General features: G+C 74.7%; 19 protein-coding genes. 12 read left to right on the top strand and 7 right to left on the bottom strand.

Annotated elements, in window-relative coordinates:
* Nucleotides 1-124: 124 nt before the first annotated feature.
* Entirely contained in the window at nt 125-496 is a 372-nt protein-coding gene (locus KV205_RS11870) for a cupin domain-containing protein (RefSeq protein ID WP_265864139.1), read from the top strand.
* Between the two features lie 48 nt (nt 497-544).
* Here the strand turns inward: KV205_RS11870 and KV205_RS11865 are convergent, their stop codons facing one another.
* The 3 genes from KV205_RS11865 to KV205_RS11855 all read right to left on the bottom strand — a co-directional run bounded on the left by KV205_RS11865 (nt 545) and on the right by KV205_RS11855 (nt 3180).
* On the bottom strand, nt 545-1966 hold the full coding sequence (locus tag KV205_RS11865; RefSeq protein WP_265864138.1) for a sulfatase-like hydrolase/transferase: 1422 nt from the start codon (nt 1964-1966) through the stop codon (nt 545-547).
* 112 nt (nt 1967-2078) lie between these two features.
* A complete protein-coding gene (locus tag KV205_RS11860) occupies nt 2079-2561 on the bottom strand; it encodes a hypothetical protein (RefSeq protein WP_265864136.1) in 483 nt (160 codons plus the stop codon).
* A gap of 52 nt (nt 2562-2613) precedes the next feature.
* Entirely contained in the window at nt 2614-3180 is a 567-nt protein-coding gene (locus KV205_RS11855) for a VOC family protein (protein ID WP_265864135.1), read from the bottom strand.
* Nucleotides 3181-3333: 153 nt separating this feature from the next.
* Here KV205_RS11855 and KV205_RS11850 point away from each other — a divergent pair, with 153 nt between their 5' ends.
* From KV205_RS11850 to KV205_RS11840, 3 genes are all read left to right on the top strand, one after another.
* The gene (locus tag KV205_RS11850; protein WP_265864134.1) at nt 3334-4752 is read left to right on the top strand and encodes an ROK family transcriptional regulator; all 1419 of its coding nucleotides are present in this window, start codon (nt 3334-3336) and stop codon (nt 4750-4752) included.
* Between the two features lie 86 nt (nt 4753-4838).
* Nucleotides 4839-5345 carry a DinB family protein gene (locus tag KV205_RS11845; RefSeq protein ID WP_265864133.1) on the top strand — a complete coding sequence of 169 codons (507 nt, stop codon included), beginning with the start codon at nt 4839-4841 and terminating at the stop codon, nt 5343-5345.
* A 171-nt stretch (nt 5346-5516) separates the two neighbouring features.
* Nucleotides 5517-6047: a GNAT family N-acetyltransferase gene (locus tag KV205_RS11840; RefSeq protein WP_265864132.1), complete on the top strand. Its 531-nt coding sequence runs from the start codon at nt 5517-5519 to the stop codon at nt 6045-6047.
* Here KV205_RS11840 and KV205_RS11835 read toward each other — a convergent pair.
* A complete protein-coding gene (locus KV205_RS11835; RefSeq protein WP_265864131.1) occupies nt 6029-6397 on the bottom strand; it encodes a hypothetical protein in 369 nt (122 codons plus the stop codon). The genes KV205_RS11840 and KV205_RS11835 overlap by 19 nt on opposite strands.
* 153 nt (nt 6398-6550) lie before the next feature.
* Between KV205_RS11835 and KV205_RS11830 the strand changes: the two genes are divergently transcribed.
* Both KV205_RS11830 and KV205_RS11825 read left to right on the top strand, forming a co-directional pair.
* Nucleotides 6551-8053, top strand: coding sequence for a carboxylesterase/lipase family protein (locus KV205_RS11830; protein WP_265864130.1), 1503 nt, complete (start codon nt 6551-6553; stop codon nt 8051-8053).
* Nucleotides 8054-8229: 176 nt separating this feature from the next.
* Nucleotides 8230-9444, top strand: coding sequence for a GNAT family N-acetyltransferase (locus tag KV205_RS11825; RefSeq protein ID WP_265864128.1), 1215 nt, complete (start codon nt 8230-8232; stop codon nt 9442-9444).
* A 2-nt stretch (nt 9445-9446) separates the two neighbouring features.
* Here the strand turns inward: KV205_RS11825 and KV205_RS11820 are convergent, their stop codons facing one another.
* On the bottom strand, nt 9447-9983 hold the full coding sequence (locus tag KV205_RS11820; protein ID WP_265864127.1) for a GNAT family N-acetyltransferase: 537 nt from the start codon (nt 9981-9983) through the stop codon (nt 9447-9449).
* 118 nt (nt 9984-10101) lie between these two features.
* Here KV205_RS11820 and KV205_RS11815 point away from each other — a divergent pair, with 118 nt between their 5' ends.
* Nucleotides 10102-10797, top strand: a complete 696-nt coding sequence (locus KV205_RS11815; protein ID WP_265864126.1) for an RraA family protein — start codon at nt 10102-10104, stop codon at nt 10795-10797.
* 45 nt (nt 10798-10842) lie between these two features.
* Here the strand turns inward: KV205_RS11815 and KV205_RS11810 are convergent, their stop codons facing one another.
* The gene (locus tag KV205_RS11810) at nt 10843-11289 is read right to left on the bottom strand and encodes an OsmC family protein (protein ID WP_265864125.1); all 447 of its coding nucleotides are present in this window, start codon (nt 11287-11289) and stop codon (nt 10843-10845) included.
* A gap of 103 nt (nt 11290-11392) precedes the next feature.
* Nucleotides 11393-12163, bottom strand: a complete 771-nt coding sequence (locus KV205_RS11805; RefSeq protein ID WP_265864124.1) for a type 1 glutamine amidotransferase — start codon at nt 12161-12163, stop codon at nt 11393-11395.
* 146 nt (nt 12164-12309) lie between these two features.
* On the opposite strand from KV205_RS11805, the gene KV205_RS11800 reads away from it, so the two are divergent.
* The 5 genes from KV205_RS11800 (at nt 12310) to KV205_RS11780 (ending at nt 17282) form a co-directional block, all read left to right on the top strand.
* Nucleotides 12310-13113 (top strand): methyltransferase domain-containing protein, encoded by an 804-nt coding sequence (locus KV205_RS11800; protein ID WP_265864123.1) that lies wholly within the window; start codon nt 12310-12312, stop codon nt 13111-13113.
* A 136-nt stretch (nt 13114-13249) separates the two neighbouring features.
* Nucleotides 13250-13567 carry a hypothetical protein gene (locus KV205_RS11795; RefSeq protein ID WP_265864122.1) on the top strand — a complete coding sequence of 106 codons (318 nt, stop codon included), beginning with the start codon at nt 13250-13252 and terminating at the stop codon, nt 13565-13567.
* 39 nt (nt 13568-13606) lie between these two features.
* Nucleotides 13607-14056 carry a hypothetical protein gene (locus KV205_RS11790; RefSeq protein ID WP_265864121.1) on the top strand — a complete coding sequence of 150 codons (450 nt, stop codon included), beginning with the start codon at nt 13607-13609 and terminating at the stop codon, nt 14054-14056.
* A 333-nt stretch (nt 14057-14389) separates the two neighbouring features.
* Nucleotides 14390-16762, top strand: a complete 2373-nt coding sequence (locus tag KV205_RS11785; protein ID WP_265864120.1) for a molybdopterin cofactor-binding domain-containing protein — start codon at nt 14390-14392, stop codon at nt 16760-16762.
* A 40-nt stretch (nt 16763-16802) separates the two neighbouring features.
* On the top strand, nt 16803-17282 hold the full coding sequence (locus KV205_RS11780; protein ID WP_265864119.1) for a (2Fe-2S)-binding protein: 480 nt from the start codon (nt 16803-16805) through the stop codon (nt 17280-17282).
* Nucleotides 17283-17300 lie beyond the last annotated feature (18 nt).

Below are 17300 nucleotides of genomic sequence, written 5' to 3'. Positions count from 1 at the left end.
CGGCCATCCGGCGAGTACGCGCGTACGTGAGTGGGGCGGGCGGGCGAGTGTGTGAGCGGCCTCCGGCGTAGCCTGGAAGTGGCCTCGGGGGTCGCACGTTCCACCGCCGGGAGGCGGAAAGACGATGACCGGAATCGTTTCCAGGAGCTTCGACTCCGCAGACGAGACCCGTCCCTTCGAGGGCGGCAAGGGCAGGATGGACCTGCTGAACACGGACGGCGGAGCGGTGGGCCGGGCCGTGTTCGAGCCGGGCTGGAAGTGGTCCGAGCACGTGAAGCCGATCGCCGGCACCGACAGCTGCCAGGCGCACCACGTCGGCTACATCGTCAGCGGCCGCATCACCGTGGTCATGGACGACGGCGAGACCGCCGACCTGACCCCCGGGAACTTCTACGAGGTCCAGCCGGGCCACGACGCCTGGGTGGTCGGCGACGAACCCTGTGTGGCCCTCGACTGGGTCGGCTTCGTCGACTACGCGAAGGCCGCCGGATCCTGACCTCTCGTTCGCCGGGACCACCGGGCTGGCCGGGATCGCCGGGCTCGCCTAGGCGTGGCCGAAACGCACGCCCTCCCACGGCACCCGGTGCTCCGGGAACGAGAACGGTGAACGCTGGTCCAGGGTGCGGGGAGGGGCCGCCTCGATGACCGGGGCCGAGCCCTCGACCTCCTTCAGCCAGGTGCCCAGCGCGTCACGCAGCCCGTCCGCCACCCGCCGGTGCGAGGTGAGCCCGACCAGGTTCTCCAACTCGTACGGATCGGCCGCCAGGTCGTACAGCTCCGTCTCCCGGTAGCGGTCGGACGCGCGCTCGTGCCAGGCGTCCGGGCCGTCGGGGCCGTCCGGCGCCGTCACCACGTACTTCCACCGGTCAGTACGCACCGCGCGCCCGATGACGTCCTCGCTGAGCTGCACGAACACCGAGAACGGGCGGTCGAGTTCGCTGCCCCCGCCGACCAGCGGGCGCAGCGACCGCCCGTGCACGCCCGCCGGCACCGGAAGCCCGGCGGCGTCGAGGAGCGTCGGCATCAGGTCCACCGTCGACACGGGCTGCCGGATGCGGCCGCCGCCCTGGAACCCGGGGCCGGTGAGCACGAACGGCACGCGGACGGAAGCCTCGTGGGCCGAGCGCTTGTACTCGCCGTTGCGGGTGCGGAAGTGCGAGCCGTGGTCGGCCGTCCACGCGAGGACGGTGTCGTCCTCGATGCCGAGGCTGCGCAGACAGTCGCGCAGCCGCCCCACGCCCTCGTCGACCCGCTTGATCTGGCCCAGATAGCCGCCGATGTGCCGGTGCGCGCCGCCCTGCGCCGCGCCCGGGCTGAGCGCGGCGAGGTCCGGCGGCAGCCACCGCCCCTCGAAGCGCTCGCGGTAGCCGGCCGGCGCCGGGTAGTCGTCCGTCGCGTTCTGGTGGTGCGGCTCCAGGAGCGACAGGAAGAGCAGGAACGGGCGCTCGTGGTGGTCGGCGACGAACCGGATCGCCGCGTCGACAAGGCCGTCCGACCGGTATCCCGGCAGCCGTACCGGCTCGCCCGCCTCGTCGTACAGCACCGTCCGGTACGCGTCGGACGTGAACTCGAGCCGGTCCGAGGCGAGCCACTTCTCGTACCCGCCGCGCCGCTCCGGCGGCACCGGCCCGTCCGGGTGCCGTTCGCCCGCCAGATGCCACTTCCCGATGTACCCCGTGACGTACCCCGCCGCCCGGAACGCCCCCGCGAGCGTCGGCACGTCCGCGCCGAGCGGCAGCCCGTTCCGGTGCACCCCGGTCGCCGTCGGGAACCGCCCGGTCTGCAGCGCGGCCCGCGCCGGGGCGCACACCGGATTCGGCGTGATCGCCTGCTCGACCAGCGTCCCCTCGCGTGCCAGCCGGTCGAACTCGGGCGTGACCCCGGCGGGATTGCCGTGCGCGCCCGTGGTGTCCCACCGCTGCTGATCGGTGAGGACCACGATGACGCGGGGATGACTCGTCGGCATGCGGATCCCTTCGGGACGGGGGCGGTCCGCAATTAATTTCGCAGAGGAAGTAATGCCCGCGCCAGGGTTGTGGCCGAGAACGGCCGAAGTCACGCGCCTGCTACGGCTCTCCTCAGCGGACGGGCCCGCACTCGTCGACGAGGAGCGGCGGTTCGCCGAGGAAGACATCGGGGGCGACGGGGCCGTACGCCACGTTGAAGGTGTCCAGCCAGTACGACCAGTCCCGCACGCCCGCCGCACTGCTGAACCGGTAGTTCAGCCGCCACCGCACCCACTGCCCCGGCTCGAGCCGCACCGCGGGCGGCCTGCGCCGCCGGGGCGGCAGCCCGCCGAGCAGCGGGATGTTCGTGTGCACCCGCAGCCGGCCGTTCTCGTCCCGCAGCACCAGCCCGGCGTCGCGCAGGGTCGTCTCGCCGGCGCGCGGCCTGAAGTCGTCGTCCTCCCGGAGCCGGACGGCATGGGCGAACCCGGGCGTCGGCGGGGTCGGCGAGGGCAGGGCGAAGCCCGCCGGCAGGCCGTTCCGCAGCGCGGCGGCCGGCCCGCCCCGGGACCGCTTGGTCCAGCTGACCCGTACCCACTGCGCCGTGATCTCCATGACGTCTCCCCTCCGGGACGAGCCTACGAGAGGGAGCCGGGGCGATCCCCGGTCAGGCCCCCTGACCCGGCCCCTGGCCCGTACCCCGGCCAGGGTCGACCGGGGCGCTGCCGCGGCCCTGCGGGCGGCCGGACAGCTCGGCGTCGAGGGTCTCCTGGGCGACGCGCATCGACTCGGCGTACGCCGGTTCCCGCAGGCGCTTCCACATGACGTCCTCCGGGACGTCCTCGACGTGGGCGACGACCCACCAGATGTTGCCGAAGGGGTCCTTGACGCGGCCGCCGCGCTGCCCGAAGGCGTTGTCCGAAAGCGCCGTTACCACCTCGGCGCCCGCCGCGAGCGAGCGCGCGAAGGCCTCGTCCGCGTCCGCGACGAAGACCCGCAGCAGGCTGGGCATGACCGGCCACTCGGGCCGCCGGTCGAAGGCGAGGACCACGGTGTCGCCGACCCGGATCTCACCGTGGCCGATCGAACCGTCCTCCGTCGCGACCCGGGCGAGCTCCTCCCCGCCGAACGCCTGGGTGACAAAGTCGAGAAAAGCTCCCGTGTCGTCGGTGACCACCCACGGGGCGACGGAGGTGTAGCCCTGCGGGGCGGCGCTGCCGGTCTGAGCGGACATGGTGGGGGTCCTTCCTGCGGAATCCGTACGGACACCACGACCGTAGGACGCAACCAGGCCAGATCCCGGCCTCCATGGCCCGCGGCGCGCGGTGCCCGTCCCGCCGAACTCTTGCTGTAATTCAGGTGCCACCCCTTCCGAGACGAGGCATGGATGAGCCCCACCCTCCGAGGCCCCCGACCACCCGGCGACGGCCCCCGCGAGCCGACCGCGACCCCCGAACCCGAGCCGGGCCAGGGCCAGGGCCTGGACACCGGTTCAGGTACGGGTCCGGTCCCGGGTCCGGGTGCCGGTCCTGGTTCCGGTCCGGGCCCGAGTACGGGGGCGAGTCCAGGCACCGGCCCCGGCCCCGGCTCCGCTGCCGCCGCCGGATCCCGCCCCGCCGGGGACTGCCGGCGCGAGACCAACGCGGCCACCGTCCTCCGTACCGTCCTGGAACACGGCCCGCTCGCCCGCAGCGCCATCGCCCGGCACTCCGGCCTCAGCCCCGCCGCCGTCTCCCGGCAGGCCACCGACCTGCTGCGGCACGGGCTCCTCAGGGAACTCCCCGAACGCGCCGAGACCGCCGGACCCGGCCGCCCCCAGATCCCCGTCGACCTGCACCTCGGCAGCACCACCGGGCCCGTCGCGGGCGGCGTCCATCTCGGCGTCGACGTCACCTCCTTCGGCCTCGTCGACCTCCGCGGCCGCGTCGTCGCCCGGCGCCGCTTCGCGCACGCCGGCGCCGACCCCCGGGTTCTGCCCGCCTCCGTCGCCCGGGAGTTGCGCGCCTTTCTCGCCCAACATCTGGGTACCCGGCCCCTGTTAGGTGTCGGCGCCGCGCTCGGCGGCTGGGTCGACCCCGACCGCGGCCGGGTCGTCCGGCACGACGCACTGGCCTGGACCCACCGCCCCCTCGCCGCCGAACTCGCCCGTGGTCTCGGCGGCCCCACCGTCCGCGTCGACAACCACGCCCGCGCGGTCGCCCAGTCAGAGATCCTCTTCGGCCGCCCCGAGGCCCGCCGCAGCCTCGTCCACCTCTTCGTCGGCAATGTCGTCGACGCCGCCCTCGGCATCGCCGGCGTGGTCCACCAGGGCCCCGGGTCCGCCGCCGGGGAGGTCGCGCACCTGCCCGTACCGGACTCCGACACCCCGTGTACCTGCGGACGTTCCGGCTGTCTCGCGGCGACCGCCTCCAACCGCGCGCTGGCCGAGACCGCGTACCGCCGGGGAATCGTCCCGGAACCCGACACCTTCCTCGTCGTCGACGCCGCAGCCACCGGTGACCGCCGCGCCGACCGGCTGCTGCGCGAACGCGCCCGCGCCGTGGGCCGCGCGGTCGCCCTGCTCCTCGACGTCCTCAACCCCGACCTGGTGGTCGTCACCGAACTCGCCAGCCTGCTCGACCCCTGCTACCTGGAGGAGATCCAGGGAGCCGCCGTCGACCACTCCCACGTCTGCGACGACCCGGAGCGCATCGTGATCCCCCACGCGGGCCCGGCCACCATGCCCGTCGCCGCCGGCACCGTCCTGCTCAACCCCCTCTTCCGCAACCCCCTGCAGAGCCTCGAAGGCCTCGCGGCGCGGGAGTAGGGGAGCGACGGCGGCGACCCGCCGGGGCGGCGGGGGTGCCGGAAAAGGGCGGGGTACCCCGCCCCGCCCCCTGGCACCATGCGGCCATGACCCGAGACCACCGGATACCGACGCCCCGCACCGCCGACGAGCGCGCCACGCTCACCGCCATGCTCCAGTTCCAGCGCGACACCCTGGCGATGAAGTGTGAAGGTCCCACCCCCGAGCAGCTCAGGTCCCGGGCGATCGACCCCTCAGGGCTCTCGCTGCTCGGCCTCGTACGCCATGCGGCCGAGGTGGAACGGGGGTGGTTCCGCAACGTCATGGGCGGTGAGCGCAGCCGCAGCCCGTGGACCCCGCCCGGCGCCACCGACTGGGCCGATTTCGACGTGGACGGCGCCGACGCCGACGAGGCCTTCGCCGTCTGGCGCGCCGAGTGCGCCCGGGCCCGCCACTTCGTGGACGCCGCCCCGAGTCTCGACGTCACCGGCAGCCTCGGCGACGAGACGTACTCGCTGCGCTATGTCCTCGCCCACATGATCGAGGAGTACGCCCGCCACAACGGCCACGCCGACCTGCTGCGCGAGCGCATCGACGGCCGCACCGGCGAGTAGCGGTACGGGGCCGGGGGCGGCGCCGCAGACCGGGCCGCAACGAGCCGTGCCCCGAGCCGGGGGCGCCGACCCGGGCCGCGGACCGTGGCCTGCCCCGGCCCCGCGCTGGTACGTACAGGGCCCGCCCCGGGCCCCAAACCGCCCCGCCCGCCCGGCTGTTATCGTCCCTGCATGCCGCAGCTGATCACCCCCACGACCCGACTCCACGTCTCCTGGCTGGCGGCCCGCGCCGAGTGGAACGCCGGTGATCACCAGGCCGGGGGCGGCGTATGGCTCGCCGCCGAGCAGGAGCTCGCCGACCCCGATGTCTTCGCCGCCTGGGTCGGGCGGCTGTGCGCGATGTCCGACCGTTCCCGGACCCTGCCCGCCGGCCAGGTGCACGACACCCACTGGTGGATCGTCGAGGGCGACACGTACCTCGGCGCGATCGACCTGCGCCACGAACTCAACGACCTCCTCCTCCACGCCGGCGGCCACATCGGCTACAGCGTGCGCCCCTCCGCCCGCCGCCGCGGCCTCGCCACCTGGGCGCTCGGCGCCGTCCTGGCGGAGGCCCGCAGCCTCGGGCTCGACCGGGCGCTGCTCACCTGCGACGACACCAACACCGCCTCCGCCCGCACGATCGAGCGCAACGGGGGAGTCCTGGAGGACGTCCGCGAGACCGAGCTCGGCCGCAAGCGGCGCTACTGGATCGAGCTGTAGGCGTCGGTGACGCAGCACGCCGGGCGGCCGGCCCGCTCGTACGCGTGCCGGAGCGCCGCGGCGGCGTCCTCCCGAACGACCTCGTCGTAGCCGAAACGCTCGTCCGCGAGCCGTACGACGTCCCCGACCGTCACGACGGTCGGTTCGCCGCGCCCCGCCGCGTCCCGCGCGGTCATGAGGGCCAGGTCGGCGGAGCGGGTGAGCGCCCGCGCGTACGCCTGCCAGGCGAGGGCCCGCGCACGCCGGGGCGCGAGCGGTCGGGCCGCCCGCCCCTGCCAGCGCGCGCCGATCGCGACGAGGACGGCGCCGGCCGTGACGACCAGGGCGCCGACGGCGGCATCGGGGCTCATGTTCACACCGCCTCCCTTCCCCAGGCGCCCGGGACCGAACCGGCTGGGGTCTTGGTCGCCCGCAGGTGACACGTGTAATTTCTGAAAGGTCACCCTCTTCGCACCACCACCGAGCAAGCGGCGGCCGCACCGGCCGGGCCAGGAAGGCGCACCATGTCCCTGGAGACCCCTGAAACCTCCGAGACTTCCGAGACCCCCGAGGCCTTCGTGGACGCCCCCGTCGTGACCACGACCCGCGGCCCGGTCCGCGGCGAGCGGCGGGCCGACGGCAGCTGCCGCTTCCTCGGCATCCCCTACGCCAAGCCGCCCGTCGGCCCCCTGCGCTTCGCCGCGCCCGAGCCGCCCGAACCGTGGACCGAGCCGCTGGACGCGACCGCGTACGGGCCGACCGCGCAGCGCCGGCCGTTCGCCGACGTCACCACGATCCCCGAGCCGACGATCCCCGGCGAGGGCGTCCTGAACCTCAACGTCTTCACGCCGGACACCGCCGGGGCGGCCGGTCTGCCGGTGCTGGTCTGGATCCACGGCGGCGGTTACGTCGCGGGCTCGGCGGCCAGCCCCTGGTACGACGGCGCCGCCTTCAACCGCGACGGCGTCGTCCTCGTCTCGCTCGGCTACCGCCTCGGCGTCGAGGGCTTCCTGCACCTCGACGACGCGCCCGACAACCGGGGCGTACGGGACTGGATCGCGGCCCTGGAGTGGGTGCGCGACAACATCGCGCGCTTCGGCGGCGACCCGGCGAAGGTGACGATCGCCGGGCAGTCGGCGGGCGGCGGCGCGGTGCAGACGCTGCTGGCCGTGCCGGCGGCCCGGGGGCTGTTCCGCGGCGCGCTCTCGGTGTCCGGCGCCGTCATGCGGCCCGACGGGCCGGAGGTCGCCCGGGCCGTCTCGCGCCTGTTCACCGCCCGCACGGGGCGGCCGGCCACGGCCGCCGCGCTCCAGGACCTCGGCGACGACGAGCTCCTCGACCTCCAGGACCGCCTTGCCGCGCCCGGCCCGGACCGCGAGGGACTGCCGCCGATGCTGTCCCTCGTGCCCTTCGCGGACGGCGAGCTGATCCCCGAGCCCGTCCTGGACGCGCTCACGACGGGCGGCGCGGGCGACGACGTCCCGCTGATGCTGGGCTTCACCGCGCACGAGTTCAACATGATCCCGTCCCCGGGCGCGGACGGCCCGCCGCTGCCGGTGCTGCTCGGCGGCCTGGGGCTCACCGGCGAGCGCGCGGCCGCGTTCGCGGAGACGTACGCGGACACCGACCCGGCCGGCCACTTCGGCCAGGCCCTCACCGACGTGACCTTCCGCGCCCCCGCGCTGGAGGTCGCCGACGCGCGCGCGGAGCGGGAACGGCCCACCTGGCTCTACCAGTTCGAGTGGACCTCACCCGTCAACGGCCAGGCCCACCACTGCCTCGACCTCCCCTTCGCCTTCGACCTCCTCGACGCGGAGGGTGTCCCCGCCGCGGCCGGCCCCACCCCACCCCGCCCCCTCGCCGACGCCCTCCACCGCGCCTGGGTCGCCTTCGTCACCGACCAGAACCCGGGCCCGGACTGGCCCGCGTACACCCCGGACACCCGCACGACGAAGATCTGGGACACCGTGCCCCGTACGGAGCGGGACCCGCTGGCGGCGGTCCGGGAGATCTGGCTGGGGGAGTGAGCGGCCGCTGAGCCGCGGTCCGGCAAGGTGACGACACGGCGCCCCGCCCCGCGCGGGCGGACCGCCGCCGTCTCAAGACCCTGCTGCTAATTGGTTTGACCGGGCCGCGGTTCGGCGTTGCACTGTGGCGGGGCGCCGCGCGTGTGGTGTCCGTGAAACGGGAGGCAGCAGCACCGATGCAGATCCGGCCGACGACCGATCAGGACCACGACGTCTTCGTCGACACCCTCCACGCCGCGTTCGCGCGCTTCCCCGAGGCCTCCGGTGAGGACGGTCGCGGGGTCTGGTGGGCGGCGCTCGAGATGGACCGGGGGCTGATGGCCGTGGCGCCGGACGGGCGGCCGGTCGGGACGGCCGCCTCGCACGCCTTCGAGCTGACCCTGCCGGGGCAGACCCTCGCCCCGGCGCCTGGAGTCACCGCCGTCGGCGTCCTGCCCTCGCACCGCCGCCGGGGCGTGCTCACCGCGATGATGCGGCACCAGCTCACCGACCTGCGCGAGCGCGGCGAGTTCCTGTCCGTGCTGCTCGCCTCCGAGGCGCTGATCTACCGGCGCTTCGGCTACGGCCCGGCGACGTACACCGCCCGGATGACCGTGACCCGCCACCAGAGTGCCTTCGCTCACCCCCGAGCCGGCGAGGTCGCCGACACCGGCACCGTCGAGGTGCTGAAGAGTTCCGAGTGCGCCGACGTCCTCGAAGAGGTCTACGACCGCTACCGCCGCGCCCAGCCCGGCGCCCTCTCCCGGCCGCACCGCTGGTGGGAGCGGGCCGCGGGGCAGCCGCCGATCTCGCCCGCGCCGCGCTACATCGCACTGCACCGCGACGCGGACGGCGTGCCGGACGGATACGCCAGCTACGCGCACGGCGAGTCCGGCACGATGAAGGTCGACGAGGTCATCACCGCCGACGACGCCGTCTACACGGTCCTGGTCCGCTACCTCCTCGACCACGACCTGTTCACCGAGGTCGCGTTCAAGCACGTCCCGGCGGACCACCCGATCCGCTGGCAGTTCGAGGACTTCCGCGCCGCCGAGGTGGCGGGCGACGGGGACTGGCTGTGGGTGCGGCTGCTCGACGTCCCGCGCGCGCTGACCGCGCGCGGCTGGTTCGCGGACGGCGAGCTCGTGCTCGACGTGGACGACCCCTTCCTCGGCGAGCGCAACCGCTACCTCCTGAACGTCCGCGACGGCAAGGCCGAGTGCGTCCCCACCGACCGCGAGCCGGACCTCTCCCTGGACGTCAGCGACCTCGGCTCGGTCTACCTCGGCGGCACCGCCCCCAGCACCCTGGTCCGGGCCGGCCACATCCGCGCCCACCACCCGGCCGCCGCCCACCGCGCCGACACCCTCTTCCGCGCCGACCGCTCCCCGCACTGCCTCCACTGGTTCTGACCTCAGGGTGTGGGCGCCGCGTAGCAGTGGATCGTCACCGTCCGCTCGGGGGACCACCGTTGGGTCGTCGTGGTGAGCAGCCGCCAGCCCGCGCGCTCGTAGAGGGCGATCGCCGCCGTGTCCGAGGCCACCACGTCCAGGACCGGATGCCGGCCAAGACGCCGGGCCTCCGCCGTCACATGGCGGAGGAGGCCCGCGCCGATGCGGTGACCGCGCGCCGCCGGGGACACGAACAGGCGGCCCACGACGGCCGGTTCGGAGCCGTTCCGCTCCCGCCAGATCCGCGCCGCGAGGTCGTCGTCCGCCGGCCGGGACAGGGCCACATGCCCGGCGACACGGCCGTCGAGCTCCGCCACCCACGCGCCGATGCCCATCGCCGTGCCGTCCCCGGCCGCCAGCCAATCGGCGGGCCGGGCCGGCCAGTTCACCGGGTAGCCGTCCCGGTCGTGGACCTCCGCCAGGATCCGGACGCAGGCCGGGAGATCGGCGGCGCTGCGGGGGCGAACGGAGCAGGTGGGCCTGGTGGTTCGGTGAGTCATCCGCGAAGCTCATCACACCTGGGCACCCGCCCGCCCGCCGGCCGCCCGGCCGATATCATCGCCCACCACTCATCCCCCCGGCCTGCCGACAAACCCCACCCCCACGAAGGGAACAGCCATGCCGAAGCGGTTCGCCGAGCTGTCCACGCCCCTGATCGCCGACGCCTGCGTACGCCTCGGCGTGCCGCTGCGGGCCGCGCCCGCAGGGGTCGCGCCCGTCGTGCCCGGACAGCGGCTCGCCGGACGGGTGCTGCCCGCACGGCACTACGGCAGCGTGGACGTGTTCCTGGAGGCCTTCACCCGCCACGCCGCACCCGGCGACGTCCTGGTCATCGACAACGCGGGGCGCAGCGACGAGGCCTGCGTCGGCGACCTCGCCGTCCTGGAGGCCGAAGCGGCCGGGGTGGCCGGGCTCGTCGTGTGGGGGCTGCACCGCGACACGCCCGATCTGGTGGAGATCGGACTGCCGGTCTTCTCGTACGGGGCCCACGCGCCCGGCCCCGTACGGCTCGACCCGCGCGGGCCGGAGGCCCTGCGCAGCGCCCGGGTCGGCGCGCACACCGTCGACGCCGCCGACCTGGTGTTCGCGGACGACGACGGCGTGCTGTTCGTGCCCGTGGACCGGGCCGACGCGGTGCTCGGCACGGCCGCGGACATCTTCCGCACCGAGCGGGACCAGGCCCGGCGGATCAGGGCGGGGGTGACCCTGCGCGAGCAGACCCGCTTCGCCGAGTACCTGGAGCGGAACGCGCAGGACCCCACGTACAGCTTCCGCAAGCACCTGCGCCGGATCGGCGGCGCCATCGAGGAGTGAGCCGGGGGCAGGTACGCCGCCGCCCGCCAGGTTCCCCTCTCCGCCTCAGCCGGCCGCCCGGAAGCCGATCGAGCCGTCCGGGAGCACCGCCTCCACCTCGGCGCCGTGCTCCACGGTGCGGCTCACCGTGCAGTACTTCTCGTGGGTGAGGCGCACGCCCCGGGCGAACACCTCGGCCGCCCGCGGGTTGTTGTCGGGCAGCTCGAACTCGTAACTCACCCGGATCCGCCCGACCCGGCCGTCGTCCTCCGGGCCGATCACGCCCTCGACCACGATCCGCAGGTCGTCGTGGTCGACGGCTCGCGCCGTTCGGTCGACGACAAGCCCGCCGCAGCCGCCCATCGCCGCGAGCAGCAACTCCACCGGCGTGAACGACGGCTGGGCGGCCGCGTCGTCGTCGGCGGCGATCCGCACCTCCGCGCCCCGGTCGTTGCGGGCGGTCCAGGTGCGGTAGCCGGTGCGGACGGTCTCGATCCGGTACTCGTCGGCCATGGGGGCGGATCCTCCTCGGTACGGGGCGCGGGCGCGGGCGCGGTACGCACGGGCACGCAGGCACGCGGGCACGCGGATAGGCCACGTGCCCGCGCCCATCCCATCACTCCCGGCGGGACGGCGCCGGTACGGGCACGCGCACGCCCCGTACGACGGCCCCCCACGCCTCCGCCACCGCGCCCCACACCTCCCGCAGCCGCGGCTCCGCCTCCCGTACGGACCGCACGGCGGCCTCCGGATCAAGCCCCGCGTCCCGTACGTGCGCGTCGTCGGCACCGGCCCACACGGCCACCGTCGGGGCCAGGACCTCCGGATGGAACTGCACGCCCCACGCGTGCGGGCCGACGCGGAAGGCCTGGTACGGGCAGTCGTCACCGGCGAGCAGCGGCACCGCCCCGGGCGGCGGCGTCCCGATCTCGTCCCAGTGCCACTGCGCGGCGAGCGCGCCCTCCGGCACGGCGCCGAACACCGGGTCGCCGTCGGCGTCGGGCAGCCGGCGCAGCGGTACGGTGCCCAGTTCGGGCCCCTGCGGGCGCCGGACCACCCGGCCGCCCAGCGCGTGGGCCATGAGCTGGCCGCCCAGGCAGATCCCGAGGACCGGGGTCGGGGCCGGGCCGGTGACCGCCTCACGTATCAGCTCCCGGACCCGGGGCAGCCAGGGCGCGGCGGTGTCGTCCTCGCAGTTCGCCGAGCCGCCCAGGACGAGCAGCCCGGCCCACCCGTCGAGGGAGCCGGGCAGCGGCTCGCCGCGCCAGGGGTGCACGGTCCGGACGTCGAGCCCGGCCGCCCGCAGCCGTTCGCCGACGAGGCCGGGGCCGGCGCCGTCCTCGTGCTGGACGACCAGGACGGGAGGTGTGGTGGTGTCGTCGGTCAAGTCGTCCCGCCTCCGCGTGATCGAGAGTGACGCATGGTCGTGAAAGTGATCGGAACAGCCGGCCTCCAGGGTCGCTGAGGAATCGTTTCCGCGTGGCCGGTTCAGCGGACTTGGCAGGGGCACCGGGCCGGTGATCGACTGACCCGATGAGCACACGGCGGTACGGCAGGACGGCGCAGCCGGGACCTCTTGGCGCCGAACGGCCCGAGCAGAGCGCGTACATGCTGCGCACGGCGGCGATGGAGGCCGGCCGCGCGTACAAGGAACACCTGCTCCGGCTGCTCGACATCCGGACCGGTCAGACGGCGCTCGACGCCGGCTGCGGCCCCGGCGCCGACCTGCCCGCGCTCGCCGCACGCGTCGGCGGGCCCGGGCGGGTCATCGGCGTCGACCGCGACCCGGCGATGCTCGCGGAGGCACGGCGCCGGACCGCCGGACTCGCACGGGTCGAGCTGCGCGAGGGCGACCTGAACGCCCTTCCGGTGGCGGACGGTTCGGTCGACCGCGCCAAGATCGACCGGGTCCTGATGCACGTGCCCGACCCCGCCGCCGTGCTCGCCCGGCTGCACACCGCCACCGCGCCCGGCGGCCTCGTCGGCCTCGTCGAACCCGACTGGGACACCCTCGCCGTCGACTCCGAGGACCTGGACACCAGCCGGGCCTTCACCCGGTACACCGTCACCGAGGCGGTCCGCAACGCCACCGTCGGCCGTTCCCTCGGCCGCCTCGCCGAGCGGGCGGGCTTCACCGTCGAGACGGTGTGCGCCGCCGCCCCCGTCCTCCGGGACTTCGAGACCGCCGACTACACGCTCGGCCTCGGCCGCAACATCCGCAAGGCCGTCACCGCCGGATACGTGACGGAGGCGCGCGCCCACCGCTGGCTCGCCGGCCTCGCGGCGGGCCCGTTCCACGCCTCGTTCACGCTCGTCACGGTGCTGGCCCGGCGCTGAGCACCCGGGACGGGCCGGGGGTCCGAATACCGGGCGTGAGTACGGGGCGTGAGTACCGGTCGTGAGTACGTGGAGCGCGGACGACTGAGTACGGCGGCCGATGCCCGGGGCGGCGTCCCGCTGCTGAACTGTTCCCATGACCGACGACGCCCCGCGCACCGCCCGCCCCCTCCGGACCGTCACCGCCACGGCCACCGCCACCGGTTCGGCCCTCGCGGTCGCGCTGCTGCCGGTCGTCGTCGGCGCGCTGTTCGCCCGCTCCATGGGCGGCGACCCGATGGTGTCCGTGAACGCGATGATCGCGGGCGGCGGCCAGCGGGCCCGTATCTCCCGCTCACAGCTGCGCGTCTCCCGGGGCCGCGCCGTCGCCCGGGCGCGCTGCGCGTGGGGCCGGTCGCCACTGCGCCCCCGCCGACTGCCGGAGGGGCCGACGCGTCCTGACCGCTGCCGGTAGAGAATGGCCCACGCCTGGCGGAGCTCAGGGGAGGGCAAGGTGACGACAGAACCGGTCGTGTGCGCGTCCGTGGCGTACGGGGAGGAGTGCCCCGACTGCGCGGCGCGTCTGGTCAGCCACGGCGTCCAGGCGCTGGTGGGCAACCGTTTGCGCTGGGACGTCGAGTCCTCCTGCGCCGCCTGCGGATTCGCCGTCGTCGTGTGCGGCACCGGCCCGCCGCCGCCCGAGCGCCGGGCGCAGCTCCTCGCCGAGGACGGGCCCGCCGTGCTGCGCGTGGGCGGAGGCGAGACCGGACAGGTCTCCGTCGCCGTCGTCATGCGGGTGCTGCGGGCCGTGCCCGGCGAGGAGCTGGACCGGGCGGCGGCCAGGGAGGCCGCCCGGCGGGTCCTGGCGGGGGAGTGGACGGGGACGCTCCCGGAGACCGAGCGCCTGGCGCGCGGGCTGCGGGCGGCCGGTGTCGCCGCCGAGGCCGTAGGGGCGAGGGCCTGAGGACCCGCAGGGCGAGCGGGTGGGCCGTGGCGGCCCTCCTGACCGCGGTGACCGGAGGCCCCGCCGAACGGCAGGGCCTCCCAACCCGAAGCGCCTCGGCGGCCTCCTCGGCGCCCTCACGCTCGGCGCCGCCCTTGAGGCGGCCCCGGGCCGGCGGTGGTCACCCACGCCCGCCCGCGTGTGGAGTTGACGGTCCAGCCGTGAAAGCTGCGCGGTTCCGGCCCCGGCGCGCGCCCGAACGGGTGATGATCATCCGGGTCACCACACCACCGGAGCACCACCGCACCACCCCGGACCGTCCCCGCGCCCGCCCCCGTCGAAAGGCCACCCCTCATGGCAGAACAGGACCGCTCCCCGCAGCCCGGACCGGACGACGCGCCGCCGCCACGCGCCGGCCTGGGGCGGCGCAGGTTCCTCGGTTACGTCCTGGCCGCGCCGACCCTGACCGTCGCCGCCCGGATCGGCGCCGACGCCCTCGCGCCCACGCCCGCCGCGGCCGCGGTCCCCGGTGCCGCGCCCGCCGTCATCCCCTCGCTGCCCGGGCCCGCGGAGATCCTGGACCTCAACGACCTGCTCACCGCCGCCGCGCTGCCCACCGCGAACCTCATCACCATCCGGCTCGACCCGGACGGCACCGCCCACTTCGCGCTGCCCCGCGCCGAGGTCGGCCAGGGCATCACCACCTCCACCGCGATGATCATCGCCGAGGAGCTGGACCTGCCCCTGGACCGGATCAAGGTCACCCTCGCCGACGCCCGCCCCGAACTCCTCTTCAACCAGCTCACCGGCGGCTCCAACACCACCGTCTCCACCTTCACCCCGGTCCGCGTCGCCGCCGCCGTCGCCCGCGGCCGGCTGCTGCGCGCCGCCGCCCTGGAGCTCGGCGAGGCCGTCTCCACCCTCACCGCCAAGGCCGGAGTCATCACCTCCGCCGCCGGAGCGGTCCTCACCTACGGCGAACTCGCCGTCAAAGCAGCCGCCCTGACGGACACCCAGGTCTCCGTCACGCTCAAGGAACCGGACGACTTCACGGTGATCGGCACCGCACAGCGGCGCGTCGACGCGCTCGAAGCGGTCACCGGGCGCAAGAAGTTCGCCATGGACGTGCAGGTCCCCGGCGCCCTGCCGACGATGGTCTGCCGCCCGCCGACGATCAACGGCACCGTCCGCTCCGTCGAGAACGCGGCCGAGGTCGCCGCCCTGCCCGGCATCACCGACGTCGCCGTCGTCTCCACCGGAGTCGCCGTCCGCGGCCGCACCTTCGGCCAGTGCATCGACGCCGTCCGCGCCCTCAAGGTCACCTGGGGCCCCGGCACCGCCGAGGGCGCCTCCGACGCGACCGTCCTGGAGAAGCTGCGCCGCGCCGAACTCCCCCTCGTCGTCCCGCCGCTCGACCTGCTCACCAAGTCCGTCGACGTCCGCTTCACCTTCGCCTTCGCCAGCAACGGCGCCCTGGAGACCAACTGCGCCGTCGCCGACGTGCGCCCCGGCTCCGCCGAGATCTGGGCCAGCCTCAAGTCGCCGATCGTCGCCCAGGAGAAGATCGCCCTGCAGCTCGGCCTGCCGGTGAGCGCCGTGAAGGTCCATGTCACCGAGGGCGGCGGTTCGTTCGGCCGCAAGCTGTTCCACGACGCCGCCGGCGAGGCCGCCGAGATCTCGAAGGCCATGGGCAAGCCGGTGCGCCTGATGTGGCACCGCACCGACGACTTCCGGCAGGGCCGTACGCACCCGATGGCGACCTCCCGGGTACGCGCCACGTACGCGCTCGGCGAGGTCCTCACGTACGAGCAGCGGCACACCTCCGTCGCCACCGACTTCGGGCACGGCGTCGGCGAGATCATCACTTCGGAGGCGGCCAAGCTCCCGGTCGCGAACCTCACCTTCTCCGAGACGATGTTCCAGCTCACCCAGACCAGCCCCTACCACTTCGGAGTGACCACCCAGCTCCTCAACGAGGTCGACCACGGCTTCAACACCGGCTCCATGCGCAACATCTACTCGCCCAACGTGCGCACCGCCCAGGAACTGGTCGTCGACGAACTCGCCGAGCGCATGGGCCTCGACCCGCTCGCCTTCCGCCGCCGCTTCCTCAAGGACGACCGGGCCCGCGCCGCGCTCGACAAGGTCGCCGAACTCGGCGACTGGGGACGGAAGATGGAGCCCGGCACCGCGCAGGGCATCGCGATCCACCCCGAATACCACTCCGTCGTCGCCGTCCTCGCCGAGATCGACTGCCGTCCGGCGACCACCGGCCGGCAGATCCCGAACGCGTACACCGGACCGCGCGTCACCAAGGTCGTCTGCGCCGTCGACGTCGGCCTCGCCGTCAACCCGCGCGGCCTGGAGGCCCAGATGATGGGCGGCATCAGCGACGGCATCGCGATCACGCTCAGCTCCGGACTGCACCTCAAGGACGGGCACTTCCAGGAGAGCAGCTGGGACAACTACTTCTACACCCGGCAGTGGAACACCCCGCCCGAGCTGCGGATCGTCGTCATGCCGTCCACCGGCGACCAGCCGGGCGGCGCGGGCGAACTCGCCGTCGCCGCCTCCGCGGCCGCCGTCGCCTGCGCCTACGGGCGGGCCACCGGCACCATGCCGACCAGCTTCCCGCTCAACCACACGGCGCCGCTGCCCTTCACCCCGACGCCGACCGTCCCGCCGATCCCCGCCGCGCCCACCGACGGCCGCGACCACACCCTCTGACGCAGCCCGCCCCCGCCCCACGACTCACTACGGAGCCACCGTGCCCCAGCACACCTTCATCCTCAACGGCAAGGCCGTCACCGCCGAGGTCGAGGACGACGTCCGGCTGCTCTGGGTGCTCCGGGACGTCCTCGGCGTCACCGGACCCAAGTACGGCTGCGGGGTCGGCGTCTGCCGGGCCTGTACGAGCCACCTCAACGGCCGGGCCTTCACCCCCTGTTCCATCCCCGTGAAGGACCTCGCGGACACCGACGAGGTCACCACCATCGAGGGCCTGCCCGGCACCGTCGGCAAGGAGTTGCACCCGATGCAGGAGGCCTGGCTCGATATCGACGTCGCCCAGTGCGGCTACTGCCAGCCCGGTCAGATCATGACCGCCGTCGCCGCCGTCCGGCGCGCCCACGAGGCCGGCCGCGAGATCGACGAGGCCGATCTCGACCAGATCCGCAACATCTGCCGTTGCGGCACCTATAACCGTATCCGTGAGGCCATCAAGGAGGGCGCCCGCCGCATGGCGTGAGCCGTACCCGATCCGGTG

Origin of the sequence: Streptomyces sp. SKN60 (assembly GCF_026236535.1) — a bacterium.
GTDB lineage: Bacteria > Actinomycetota > Actinomycetes > Streptomycetales > Streptomycetaceae > Streptomyces.
Note: the sequence above shows the minus strand (reverse complement) of the source record. Positions and strands in the feature narration are given on the sequence as shown.